The sequence below is a fragment of the Massilia sp. UBA6681 genome, assembly GCF_002454935.1.
GTDB lineage: Bacteria > Pseudomonadota > Gammaproteobacteria > Burkholderiales > Burkholderiaceae_D > Telluria > Telluria varians.
Window position 1 is genome coordinate 44,444 of record NZ_DKJX01000002.1, and the last position, 12,430, is coordinate 56,873.

The 12,430-nt window shown below is 67.4% G+C and carries 9 protein-coding genes; 4 read left to right on the top strand and 5 right to left on the bottom strand.

Going from position 1 to position 12,430, the window contains the following annotated elements; genetic code table 11:
- Nucleotides 1–9 precede the first annotated feature (9 nt).
- A complete protein-coding gene (locus B2R83_RS00420) occupies nucleotides 10–543 on the top strand; it encodes an FKBP-type peptidyl-prolyl cis-trans isomerase (protein WP_209588957.1) in 534 nt (177 codons plus the stop codon).
- Between the two features lie 185 nt (nucleotides 544–728).
- Here the strand turns inward: B2R83_RS00420 and B2R83_RS00425 are convergent, their stop codons facing one another.
- Both B2R83_RS00425 and mutS read right to left on the bottom strand, forming a co-directional pair.
- Nucleotides 729–1,694: a hypothetical protein gene (locus B2R83_RS00425; protein WP_292037679.1), complete on the bottom strand. Its 966-nt coding sequence runs from the start codon at nucleotides 1,692–1,694 to the stop codon at nucleotides 729–731.
- A complete protein-coding gene (gene mutS, locus B2R83_RS00430) occupies nucleotides 1,694–4,357 on the bottom strand; it encodes a DNA mismatch repair protein MutS (protein WP_292037680.1) in 2,664 nt (887 codons plus the stop codon). Before mutS ends, B2R83_RS00425 begins: the two co-directional genes overlap by 1 nt.
- A 273-nt stretch (nucleotides 4,358–4,630) precedes the next feature.
- Here mutS and B2R83_RS00435 point away from each other — a divergent pair, with 273 nt between their 5' ends.
- From B2R83_RS00435 to B2R83_RS00445, 3 genes are all read left to right on the top strand, one after another.
- Nucleotides 4,631–5,446, top strand: a complete 816-nt coding sequence (locus tag B2R83_RS00435) for a matrixin family metalloprotease (RefSeq protein WP_292037681.1) — start codon at nucleotides 4,631–4,633, stop codon at nucleotides 5,444–5,446.
- A gap of 49 nt (nucleotides 5,447–5,495) precedes the next feature.
- On the top strand, nucleotides 5,496–5,963 hold the full coding sequence (locus tag B2R83_RS00440; protein ID WP_292037682.1) for a hypothetical protein: 468 nt from the start codon (nucleotides 5,496–5,498) through the stop codon (nucleotides 5,961–5,963).
- Between the two features lie 89 nt (nucleotides 5,964–6,052).
- Nucleotides 6,053–6,766, top strand: a complete 714-nt coding sequence (locus B2R83_RS00445; RefSeq protein WP_292037683.1) for a hypothetical protein — start codon at nucleotides 6,053–6,055, stop codon at nucleotides 6,764–6,766.
- A gap of 18 nt (nucleotides 6,767–6,784) precedes the next feature.
- On the opposite strand, the gene B2R83_RS00450 is transcribed toward B2R83_RS00445, so the two are convergent.
- The 3 genes from B2R83_RS00450 to cphA (B2R83_RS00460) are packed head-to-tail and all read right to left on the bottom strand — an operon-like array spanning nucleotide 6,785 to nucleotide 12,405.
- Nucleotides 6,785–7,642 carry a MaoC/PaaZ C-terminal domain-containing protein gene (locus B2R83_RS00450; RefSeq protein ID WP_292037685.1) on the bottom strand — a complete coding sequence of 286 codons (858 nt, stop codon included), beginning with the start codon at nucleotides 7,640–7,642 and terminating at the stop codon, nucleotides 6,785–6,787.
- Nucleotides 7,639–10,209: a cyanophycin synthetase gene (gene cphA / locus B2R83_RS00455; RefSeq protein ID WP_292037686.1), complete on the bottom strand. Its 2,571-nt coding sequence runs from the start codon at nucleotides 10,207–10,209 to the stop codon at nucleotides 7,639–7,641. Before cphA (B2R83_RS00455) ends, B2R83_RS00450 begins: the two co-directional genes overlap by 4 nt.
- 12 nt (nucleotides 10,210–10,221) lie before the next feature.
- Nucleotides 10,222–12,405: a cyanophycin synthetase gene (gene cphA / locus B2R83_RS00460; RefSeq protein ID WP_292037687.1), complete on the bottom strand. Its 2,184-nt coding sequence runs from the start codon at nucleotides 12,403–12,405 to the stop codon at nucleotides 10,222–10,224.
- Between the last annotated feature and the right edge of the window lie 25 nt (nucleotides 12,406–12,430).

Consider the following 12,430-nt stretch of genomic DNA (forward strand, 5'->3'; position numbering starts at 1 on the left):
GGATCTGCGATGAAGATTGCCAAGAATACGGTCGTGTCGGTCAACTACAAGCTGTCGGACGCCCAGAACAACCTGATCGAGGAGGGCTCCCAGCCGATGGTGTACCTGCACGGCGGCTATGAGAACACCCTGCCGAAGATCGAAGAAGAGCTCGACGGCAAGGAAACCGGCTATTCGTCGACGATCCAGGTCGAGCCGGAAGACGCCTTCGGCGACTACGATCCGGAGCTGGTCAAGGTCGAAGACCGCAAGCGCCTGCCGGAGCCGCTCGAAGTCGGCATGCAGTTCGAAGGCATGGCCGAAGGCGTGGACGACGAGCCGACCATTTTCACCGTGACCGACATCGCGGACGACAAGGTGGTCCTGGACGGCAACCACCCGCTGGCCGGCATGGCGCTGCGCTTCGACCTGTCGGTGATCGACGTGCGCGAAGCCACGCCGGAAGAAATCGCCCACGGCCACGTGCACGGTGCGCACGGCCACCATCACGAAGAGATGGAAGACAGCGAAGAGGGCGACCACTTCCGCAGCAAGCCGCTGTAATTCAGTTGGTTCGCGCCTGCGGTGCTCGGATGCGCTGCGGGACTGCGACGAACTTGGGTTCCCGCCTGCGCGGGAACGACGGTCTTGAGGCTAACGGTTAGATTGCACGCTAGCGTTTGCGCCATCGTTAGCATTAGCACGTCATCCCGGCGGAGGCCGGGATCCAATTTCTGCCTGCGCAGCCGCTAACGCAGCACCTCGCCCAGCGAAAACACATTCTCCCCCTTGCCCGTCACCCGCAGCTCCACCGCGTGGGCCCCGACGGACAGGTGACCCAGGTTCTCGCGCCACGCGATCGCCGGCCGCGCGTCCTTGGGCAGTCCCGCACTGTCGATCACCAATACCCGCCCCTTGAATCCGGCTGCCCGCTGCTGCAGCTGGCGGCGCGTCTCGGCAAACCCATCCTGGCCCGCCGGCGTACGCTGCAACAGGGCGCGCAGTCCGTTGGCCGGCTGCAGCAGAGGCTGCATATTCCCTTCGGCGAACAGCACCACCGCATCGACCTTGTCCTGCTTGGCGATCGCGAACAGGCGGTTGAGCCAGAAGCGGTTGGCCACGGTCCGGTCCTCGTACTCGCTGTTGCGTCCCGCCGCCGCGAGGTAGTGGTTGTTGGCCGCGGGCAGGTTGATGGTGGCGTACAGCACCTTGCCGACCTGCCAGTGGGCGTTCTCGGCATAGCTGCGAAAGCGCGGACTGCTCGACAGGCGCGTCAAGGGAAGCTTGTCCTTGCCGAGCGACTCCGGCTCGCTGTAGAACAGCTCGCGCAGCCGGTTCAGGCGTTCGATGGCGTTGGTGCGGCCCGCCGAATTGCGGCAGCCGGTCCAGTCGTTGCCGCTCAAGGACAGGATCACCGGACGCCTGGCCTTGTCGAACAGGTCGCGCCGCTTCTGGTAAAGGCGGTCGCCGCAGGCTTCCCCGGCCCCCTTGATGCCGGTGACGACCAGGAAGGCAAGCTCCGGGTCCCTGGCGTCGAGCAGCAGCTCCTTCAGCGCCTCCTCGCCACCCTCGGCCGCGCGGTGGCCCGCGACGGCGAAGCGGTGCGCATGTTCATCCGTCTCTTTCTCTTTTTTCTTGTCGCGGGCGAAGCCCGGCGCCGCCGCCAGGGCCGCCGCGAGCAGGCTCGCCAGGAGGAAGGGACGGCGCGCTGGCATCAGGCGACGAGCCGTTTCAGCTCGTAGAGCCGTTCCAGCGCTTCACGCGGGCTCAGTGCGTCCGGGTCGATGGCCGCGAGGGCCTGCTGCAGCTCGTCGTTCGCGCCGCCCGCAGGCGGGGAGGCGCTCTCCGCTACTTCTTCCACCTCTTCGTTTGGCGCGGCGAACAGGTCGAGCTGGGGCGTCGTGTCCAGCGCCTGCGATTCGAGGCGCGCCAGGTGCTTGCGCGCGGCGCGGATCACGCCAGGGGGCACGCCCGCCAGCTGCGCCACCTGCAGGCCGTAGCTTTGCGAAGCGGGACCGTCCTGCACCGCGTGCAGGAACACGATGCTGTCCTTGTGCTCCACCGCCGACAGGTGCACGTTCACCGCGCTCGGGTGGGTTTCCGGCAGCTGGGTGAGCTCGAAGTAGTGGGTCGCGAACAGCGTGAAGCTGCGGCTGGTCTCGATCAGGTGGCGCGCGATCGCCCAGGCCAGCGCCAGGCCGTCGAAGGTCGAGGTGCCGCGGCCCACTTCGTCCATCAGCACCAGCGACTGCTCGGTGGCGCCGTTGAGGATGGCCGCCGATTCGGTCATCTCGACCATGAAGGTCGAGCGCCCGTTGGCCAGGTCGTCGCTGGCGCCGATGCGGGTGAAGATGCGGTCGATCGGGCCGATGGTTGCTTGGGTAGCGGGCACGTAGCTGCCCACGTAGGCCAGCAGCGTGATCAATGCCACCTGGCGCATGAAGGTCGATTTACCGCCCATGTTCGGGCCGGTAATCAGGAGCATGCGGCGCTCGTTCGCCAGGCGGCAATCGTTGGCGATGAAGCGCTCGATCTGGTTTTCCACCACCGGGTGGCGGCCTTCGACGATGCTGAGGCAGGGCTCGTCCACGAGCTGGGGCGCGCACCAGTTGTTGCGCACCGCATGGCTGGTCAGCGCCACCAGGGTGTCGAGCTGGGCCAGGCCGCCGGCGATCGACTGCAGGCAGCCGATGAAGGGCGCCAGCTCGCCCAGCAGCTGGTCGTACAGCATCTTCTCGCGGGCGAGGGCGCGGTCCTGGGCCGACAGCGCCTTGTCCTCGAAGGCTTTCAGTTCCGGCGTGATGTAGCGCTCGCAGTTCTTCAGGGTCTGGCGGCGGCGGTAGTCTTCCGGCACCTTGTCGGCCTGGCCGTTGGTGACTTCGATGTAGAAGCCGTGCACCCGGTTGTACTCGACGCGCAGGTTGGCGATGCCGGTGCGGGCGCGCTCGCGCGCTTCCAGGTCGACCAGGAACTGGCCGGCGTTCTCGGACAGCGCGCGCAGCTCGTCGAGCTCGGCGTCGAAGCCGCGCGCGAACACGCCGCCGTCGCGCACCATCACGCTCGGTTCTTCCATGATCGCACGCGTCAAGAGGTCGAGGCAGGCTTCCGGCGGGGAGAGCAGATCGTGGACCTCGCGCAGCAGCGTGGTGTCGCCCGGGACGAAGCAGCGCGCCACCTGTTCGCGCAAGGCCGGCAGCTGTTTCAGGCCGTCGCGCAGGCAGGATAGGTCGCGCGGGCGCGCCGACAGCAGGGCGATGCGGGTGGTGATGCGTTCGATGTCGGGCACGTTGGCCAGGGTGCTCGACAAGCCGCGGGTCGCATCGAACTGGGCCAGCGCGGCGATCGCCTCGTGGCGCGAGCGCGCCACGCGCTGGTTGCGGCGCGCATGGTGCAGCCAGTGGCGCAGCATGCGCGAACCCATCGCGGTGCGGCAGCCGTCGAGCAGCGAGAACAGGGTCGGGGATTCCTGGCCGCGGATGGTCTCGGTCAGCTCCAGGTTGCGGCGCGTCGCCGCGTCCAGGCCGATGTATTCGTTCTCGGTTTCGCAAGCCAGGCTCTTGACGTGCTGCAGGCCGCGGCCCTGGGTCGACTGCGCATAGCGCAGCAGCGCGCCGGCCGCGCCGAAGGCGGCGCCCAGCCCGTCCGCGCCGAAGCCGGTGAGGGTGGCCACGCCCAGCTGGTCGAGCAGCGCCTGGTGGCCCTTGAGGACATCGAAGTGCCATTCCGGCACGCGGTTGGTGTGCGCCACCGGCTCCGATGCGAACAGGTCGGAGCAGTCTGCGCGCAGGATCTCGGCCGGCGCGATGCGCTCGAGTTCATGGGCCAGGCGCGACTCCACCGCGCGTCCCTCGCCCGAGAATTCCATCAGGCGCAGCACGCCGCTGGCCAGCGACAGCCAGGCCAGGCCGACCGTGACGTTCTTGCGCTGGGGGAGCATGCACATGGCCAGCAACGGGCGGTCGGCCTTTTCCGGCAGCAGGTCGCTGTCGGTCAGGGTGCCCGGGGTGACCACGCGCACCACCTTGCGCTCGACCGGACCCTTGGACAGGGCCGGGTCGCCGATCTGCTCGCAGATGGCGCAGGATTCGCCGATCTTGACCAGCTTGGCAAGGTAGCCGTCGAGCGAGTGGAAGGGCACGCCGCACATCTTGATCGGCTGGCCGTTCGAGCTGCCGCGCGCGGTCAGCGTAATGCCCAGCAGGCGCGCTGCTTTTTCCGCGTCGTCGTGGAACAACTCGTAGAAATCGCCCATGCGGTAGAAGACCAGCATGGTGGGGTAATCGGCCTTGATGCGCAAGTATTGCTGCATCATGGGAGTGACTTTTTCCGTCGCGCCGGTCTTCAGGGCGGCGGCATTGATTTCGTTGGGAGCGTTCATTTCTTCGTGTTTCGGTACGGCAGGCGGGTGCTGAGCCAGGGCTCGCCATTTTACCGCGAACGGCTGGCCGAAAGCGGCCTACTGCTTGTCAAGCACATATCTGGGTTTCCATGTCGAAAAACTTTACACCAATCAATTTTTCCACAAAGGAATGATACTACCCTGAAGGATTAAGTCTTTGTATCCTAAAGATTTCTTACTTCCAATTGATTTATGGCACGTTTCTTGCGTCTTGAAACGCTTCCACATTCTTGTAAGCATAAGGACTCGACGATGCGTGCAGCACTCAAAACCAAACAACTCGTGGCAACGGCACTCATGGCAGCTGCATCGATCGCCCTGCCTTCGCATGCCATGGTGATCGGCTCTGGCGATGTGGGCCATGACGATCACGGGCACGACGCACCGCAAAGTGCCGACTATGTTCTTACGGGAAATAGTCCAGGCAAATGGGGCGGGACGGGCTTTGGTTCCGGCGCCACCGTGACATGGAGCTTGATGCCAACCGGTGTGAATTGCGCGATTCCGGGCGTCGAGCCCACGGGATGCTCTGTCAAAGCCCTGGATGATTTCATGCCGACGGGTTATCTGGGCGCCCTCAATGCCGCATTCGCCGCCTGGTCAGCCGTTGCGAATATCGTCTTCACCCAAGTTGAAGATAACGGGGTCCCTTTCAATGCTCCTGGCACGACCGCAGATATCCGCATTGGCGGGCATGTCATGGATGGTGCGAACGGCACGCTTGCGCACGGCTACTTCCCGCCTGCGAACGGCGCGACGGCCGCCGGCGACATCCACTTCGACATCGGCGAAACCTGGAAGCTCGGCTTCGGTGGTCCGGGCTTCGACATCTTCCAGGTAGCGGCGCACGAGATCGGCCACGCCATCGGCCTGAACCACAGCACGACCCCGGGCTCGCTCATGAATCCCTATTACACCGAAGCCTTCCGCGGCCTGCAGGCGGACGACATCGCCGGCGCCCGCTACATCTACGGCGCCGCCAATACCAACCCGGTGCCGGTACCGGGCTCGCTGCTGCTCATCGGCCTGGGGCTGGCTGCGCTGGGCGCTGCCCGCCGCCGCGCCTGACCGCCTGGAACCCACGCTGGCGTTGCGTCAGTACCGCATGGGGGAAGGCATGAAAGCAGCCGCCTCGCTTCTCCTGTTGGTCACCGGCATGCTTGCAGGAGCGGCCGGGGCCTCGTCGGCACGCTTCGGCGATCCCGAGCTCGTCGAGCATTCCGACCTGATCGTCTCGGCCACGCTGGTGCGCATCGAGCGCCAGGCCGGGCCGGGGTCCTCGAGCCCGGCCGAAACGGGCGTCCTCGACGTCCGCCAGGTCCTCAAGGGAGCCGGGCAGCCTCGCGTCGTGCGCCTGCTCCTGTCTCCCGCCGGGGCGCTGCGCTCCAGTTCCGACATCCACTACAGCGTGGGCCAGAAAGGCCTGTGGTTCCTGCGCGCGACGCCCGGCGCGGACGGCACGCCCTTGTACCGGGCCGACCATCCTCAGCGCTTTCTCCCCGAAGAAGAGGCGGCGCCGCGCATGCGCCACTTCCAGGACCTGGTGAAGGCGCGCCGGCCCCGAGGGCAGGCGGCTCCCGATTGAGCTCTACAATTCTCGGACAAATATCGTCTATTTTCTGACACCACAGTCTCCTATCCTCGGCTTCCTCGATATCCACCATGGAGGTGCCGATGGCCATTCAAAAGAGACTTGTCCTGGGCATGATCAGCTCCGCCTGCCTGCTCGCCGCTTGTGGTGGCGACACGCTCGACGCACCGGCGCCACAGATCAGCACCAGCTTCGCCGCCTCGCTCGACGGCTGGGTGGGCGCGTTCGCCGACTATGAGGAGGCGACGGCGCCGACCGAGCTCGTGTGGGAGTTGCGCCCCTTGCCGGCGCCCTTGTCGGGCCAGGCCTACTACACGGGCGGGACCAATCGCAGCGACGACCTGTTTGTCTACAGCAGGAAAAAATTCAGCGGCTATGCGCCGTCGGCCTCCTACCTGTTGCGCTTTGAAATCGAGATCGCCACCAACCAGTCTTCCGGCTGCGTCGGCGTCGGCGGCGCGCCGGGCGAAAGCGTCTACGTGGTCGCGGGCGCTGCGCCGACGGAGCCGAAGACCGTCCAGGTCAATGGCGAGTGGAGGGTCGACCTCGACCGCGGCAACCAGGCGACACCGGGCGCCGCGTCGCAGGTGCTCGGCAACGTCGCCAACGCCGTGCCGGACTGCGGCCCCCAGGTTTTCCAGACCAAGCTACTCAAGAGTACGGCCCCCTTGGCGGTGACCAGCAATGCCAACGGTGACATCTGGGTCTTCTTCGGGATCGACTCCGGTTTCGAGGCAAGAAGTGCCGTGTTCTACAAGTCGATCAAGGTCGCTGTCGAGCCGGGGCGCAAGCAATAACAAGGTCCAGCGCCGTGCTCATGCGAGCGCGCAGTGGCCCGTGACTGCCGGCTTGCCGTCCGCTTCCGCCACGAATCCGCCGGTCGCGGCAGCCGCACGCAGGATGACGGCGCTGCCCAGGGCCACGGGTGAGCGGAAACGGCATTCGATGCGGGCAGCGCTGCGGCCGCTCTCGTTTTCCAGTACCGAGCAACACGATGCGAGCGTGTGCATGCCATGGATGATCGGTTTGCGCATGCCCATCAGGCGGGCGCTCCAGCCCGCGAGGTGGATCGGGTTCCAGTCACCCGAAAGCCGGGCGTAGCGGCGGCCCGCTGCTGCGTCCAGCGTCCACTGGGCCAATGCCCGGCCGGACAGCTCGGGGCCAGCCTCGGGCGGCCTGGCCGCGCCGCGTTCGCCCCGGCGGATGAGGTAAGTGCTGGAACAGCTGAATACCGGCGAGCCGGCTGCCATGCCGGTGGTCTCCAGTACGCAGCGCAGGGCGCCACTGGCCGATGGCGGCAGTATCCGCAACACGGTGCGTAGCAACAGGGCCTGGCCGGGCGCGATCCTGCCGTGCTCCTCGAGCAGGTTCTCCATGTGGACGAGTCCCGCGATCCGGAAGGGGAAGCGTGGGTCGAGCATCGTGGCCAGGTGGGCGCGCTGGGCCGGCAGGTACCACCAGGTCAGCGGAATACGGTCGCCCGCGAAGCCGAAGGCCGCGCGGTAGCGCGCGATGTCGTCCAGCGGGAGGCTGTCGAGGCGATACTCGGTGACGAGTTCCAGCGGCAGGGCGGGAAGAAGGCGTTGCGGACGCTTGAGCAGCGCCCGCAGCAGGATGCCCGGCCCCATGGCCGGCAGCGCCGGCACATGGGTGGCATGCGAGGCAGGTTTCAAGCTTCGGCGACGCGCTGCTTGATGTGCGCCAGCGCCGCGTCCACCTGGTCGATCAGGATCAGGCACAGGTCGCCGCTCTCGAGACGCGACAGCGCGCGGTCGATCGCGACGAACTCGCCGTTGATTTCTTCCACGTGGCTGGTGCGGGTAGCGCCGCTCAAGCCCTTGCGCAGCAAGGCGACCACCTCGCCGTCGGCGCGGCCGCGCTGGCACTGGTCCTGGTACAGCAGCACCTCGTCAAAAGCCTTGCCGAGGATCTCGGTCTGCTGGGTGATGTCCTGGTCGCGGCGGTCGCCGGCGCCGCTGATCACCACCGAGCGGCGCTTGCCCGACATGCCTTCGACCGCATTGACCAGCGCGGCGATCGCGTCCGGGTTGTGGCCGTAGTCGGCGATGACGGTGGCGCCGCGGTAGTCGAACACGTTGAAGCGGCCCGGCGCGTTGTCGCTCTCGCCGACGAAGGTCTTCAGGCCAAGGCGGATCTTGTCCCAGTCGGTGCCCACGGCCCAGGCCGCGGCCACCGAGGCCAGCACGTTCTCGACCTGGAAGCCGACGCTGCCGCCGCGGGTGATCGGGACCTCCGCCAGGGACACGCGGTGTTCGATATTGCCCTGGGCGGCGACCAGCTGGCCGTCTTCGACGAAGACGACGCGGCGGCCCTGGGCGCGGTGCATCGCCATGATCGGGTGGCCGACGTCGAGCGCGAAGAAGGTGACGTCGCCGCGGGTCACTTCGGCCATTGCCGCCACCGCCGGGTCGGCCGCGTTCAGCACGGCCATGCCCCCAACGGCCACGTTCTGGACGATCACGCGCTTGAGCACCGCGAGGTCTTCGAGCGTGGTGATGTAGTTCAGGCCGAGGTGGTCGCCGGCGCCGATGTTGGTCACCACCGCCACCTGGCAGCGGTCGAAGGCCAGGCCTTCGCGCAGCAGGCCGCCGCGCGCGGTCTCGAACACGGCCGCATCGACGTCCGGGTGCAGCAGCACGTTGCGGGCGCTGCGCGGACCCGAGCAGTCGCCGCTGTCGATGCGGCGGCCTTCGATGTAGACGCCGTCGGTGTTGGTCATGCCGGTGCGCAGTCCAGACGCCGTCAACAGGTGCGCGATCAGGCGCACGGTGGTGGTCTTGCCGTTGGTGCCGGTCACGGCCACTACCGGGATGCGGCCGTCATCGCCGGGCGCGAACAGGGTGTCCATGATGGCTTCGCCGATCGGACGGGGCTTGCCGAAGGAGGGCGACAGGTGCATGCGCAGGCCCGGCGCGGCGTTGACTTCGACGATGCCGCCGTGCTGTTCCTCGATGGGCCTCAAGACGCTGTCGCACACCAGGTCGACGCCGCAGATGTCCAGGCCTACCATGTGGGCAGCGGCGATGCAGCGCTCCGCGACGTCCGGATGGACGTCGTCGGTCACGTCGGTGGCGGTGCCGCCGGTGGACAGGTTGGCGTTATTGCGCAGCACCACGCGCTGGCCATTGCTAGGTACCGAGTCGGCATGCATGCCATGCTTGGCGAGCGTGGCCAGGGCGATGTCGTCGAAGCGGATCTTGGTCAGCGAGGTGGCGTGGCCGTCGCCGCGGCGCGGGTCCTTGTTGACCTGCTCGACCAGTTGGCGCACGCTGTGCACGCCGTCGCCCACCACTTGCGGCGGATCGCGGCGGGCGCAAGCCACCATCCTGTCGCCGATGACCAGCACGCGGTAGTCGTGACCCGGCAGGTAGCGCTCGACCAGGATGTCGTCGCGAAACTCGGACGCGGTGTGGAAGCCCGCGGTCAGCTGCTCCTTGGTGGTGACGTTGACGGTCACGCCCTTGCCCTGGTTGCCGTCCTTCGGCTTGATCACGACCGGCAGGCCGATCTCGAGGGCGGCGGCCCAGGCGTCTTCCGGGTCGCTCACGCTGCGACCCATCGGCACCGGCACGCCGGCAGCGTCGAGCAGCTTCTTGGTCAGTTCCTTGTCCTGGGCGATGGTCTCGGCGATCGCGCCGGTGGCGTCGATCTCGGCGGCCTGGATGCGGCGCTGGCGGCTGCCCCAGCCGAACTGCACCAGGCTGCCTTCGGTCAGGCGGCGAAAGGGGATGTTGCGCGCGACGGCGGCATGCACGATGGCGCCGGTGGACGGGCCGAGGCGCACGTCCTCGTCGACTTCGCGCAGTTTCGCCAGGGCGCCGGCCAGGTCGAAGGCGGCGTCATTCCGGGCAGCTTCGACCAGTTCCTGCGCCAGCTCGAGGGCCAGGCGGCCGACGTCTTCCTCGCTGTACTCGACCACGACCTGGTAGATGCCGCGCTCGACGGTGGCGGTGGTGCGGCTGAAGGTGACCGGGCAGCCGGCTTCGGCTTGCAGGGCCAGGGCCACGCGTTCGAGCACCTGGGCCAGCGGCACGATGTCGTCGTGGCCGTAGGGCTGCAGTTCGCCTACCTGCGGAAAGCGCGCGCGCAGGCGCGTCTCGAAGCCGGCCAGGCCGCGGATCGATTCTTCGTCAGGCGTGCAGGAGACGATCGCCTCCACCGAGGTGTGATGACTCCACAGATTTGGGCCGCGCAGGGCCCGTACACGAGATACTTCCATAAACCTTCAGTCTTAAATTGAGTGGGTCGTCTTCTTCGGGGTGGCATCAAAAGCGCGCAGGCCGCCGCAGATCAGGTCGGAGGGCACGCCCAGCGCCCAGGCCGCCGCCACGGCCGCCAGCACGCTGTCCGGGTGCTTCACCGTCGCCGGCGGGATCCTGGCCAGGTCGAGCAGCACGTCTTCCGTATCGAAGCCTTCGGCCAGCACGATGCGGTTGTCGCGCACGAACACCACGCGTTCGCCCTGCGCGCGATGGTTCGCGACGACCGGGTTGTTCTCGTCGAGCGCGTAAAAGATCACGCGGCCGTCCGACAGTTCCGCCAGCGCGGCAACCGCATCAATGGCCGCGTTCAGCACCGCGGTGCCTTCCGACAGGACCACGTCGACCTGGCTGCGGATCACGTTGCGCAGTGCGTCCTGGTCCTGGATGTGGAACTCGGCCAAGTCAGCCAGGCCTTCCATGTCGGTGACGATGCCCACCAGGCAGCGGTCGTAGGGCAGGCCCGCCGACAGGATCGAGCGCGCGTTCGATTCGAACACGGCGGTCTGCACGGTGCGGTTGATCAGGAGGCGCTGGCCGGCCTCGAAGCCGGTCGAGTCGCGGTGTGAGACCTGGCGCGCGTCGAGGTACAGGCCTTCGCCGTTGGCCACGCCGACGTGCTTGCCGGTGATGTGGACCAGGCAGCCCACCAGGCGCGCGATCAGGCTGGTGCCGAGCGTGCCGGTGACGCCGACCACCGGGATGCGCCCGGTTTCTTCTTGCGCGAACAGATGGTCGACGATGGCCTTGCCCACGTTGCGCGGCTGGCCGCTGGCCGGCTTGATATGGGCCAGCAGGCCCGGGCTCGAATTGACTTCGATGATGGCGCCGCGCTGCTCGGCCAAAGGACGCGAGATGTCCTCGCACACCAGGTCGATGCCGGCGATGTCCAGGCCGACGATGCGCGCCGCCAGCGCGGCGGCGTGGGCGACCGAAGGGTGCACCAGGTCGGTGACGTCGTCGGCGACGTTGCCGTTCACCTGGATCAGCACCTTCTGGCCGGCCTGCGGCCTTGACTCGGGCGTGAGGCCCTGGCGCTTCAGGTCCAGCATGATTTCGCTGTCGTGCGGGTTGACGCGGCCGAGCGGGTGTTCTTCGCTCTCGCCGCGGCGCGGGTCGGTGTTGATCTGGCTGTCGCACAGCTGAAGCACGCTCGAGCTGCCGTCGCCCGTCACCCACAGCGATTCGCCCCTGGCGGCGGCCACCACCTCGCGGCCCACCACCAGCAGGCGGTGCTCGTTGCCGGGAATGAAGCGCTCGACCAGCACGGCGCTGCTGTCGCCGGCTTCCGCGGCGATCGCATAGGCGGCCGTCACTTCCGCTTCGCTCATCAGGTTCAGCGTCACGCCGCGTCCATGGTTGCCGTCGACCGGCTTGACCACGACCGGCAGGCCGATGTCCTGGGCTTCTTCCCATGCCTCTTCGGCGCTCCTCACCAGGGCGCCTTCCGGCACCGGCACGCCGCAGGAGGCGAGCAGGGTCTTGGTCAGGTCCTTGTCGCTGGCGATGCCTTCGCCGATGGCGCTGGTGCGGTCGGTCTCGGCGGTCCAGATGCGGCGCTGGGCTGCGCCGTGGCCGAGCTGCACCAGGTTGCCCTCGGTGAGGCGGATCGAGGGGATGCGGCGGTCGGTGGCGGCATCGACGATGTGGGCGGTCGACGGGCCCAGGCACCAGCGGTCGACCAGCTCGGTCAGCGTCTGCACCGTGGCGGCCATGTCGAAGGGCGTGTCGTTGATGGCCGCCATGATCAGGCGGTGGCCGGCTTCGAGGGCGGCGCGGCCGACGATCTCGTCGCGGGTGCGGAACGCCATCTTGTAGACGCCGCGCTGGCCGGTCGAGCGGGTCTTGCCGAAGCCGGTCTTCATGCCAGCCATGTTCTGCAACTCGAGCACGATGTGCTCGAGGATGTGGCCGGCCCAGGTGCCGTCGCGCAGGCGTTCCAGGAAACCGCCGCGGCTGCCGACGCCGCAGCGGTGTTCTACCAGGCCCGGCAGCCAGGCGGTCAGGCGCTCGGTAAAGCCGGGCAGGGTGTTCGAGGGGAAGTCTTCGAGCTCCCCAATGTCGAGCCAGGCCTCGATCACCGGTCGGTAGGTCCAGATGTTCGGGCCGCGCAGGTGGGTCACGCGGAGGAACTTGATGTCGTTCTTCTTGTTCATGAAAAAATGTCTTTGCCAGCCGCGA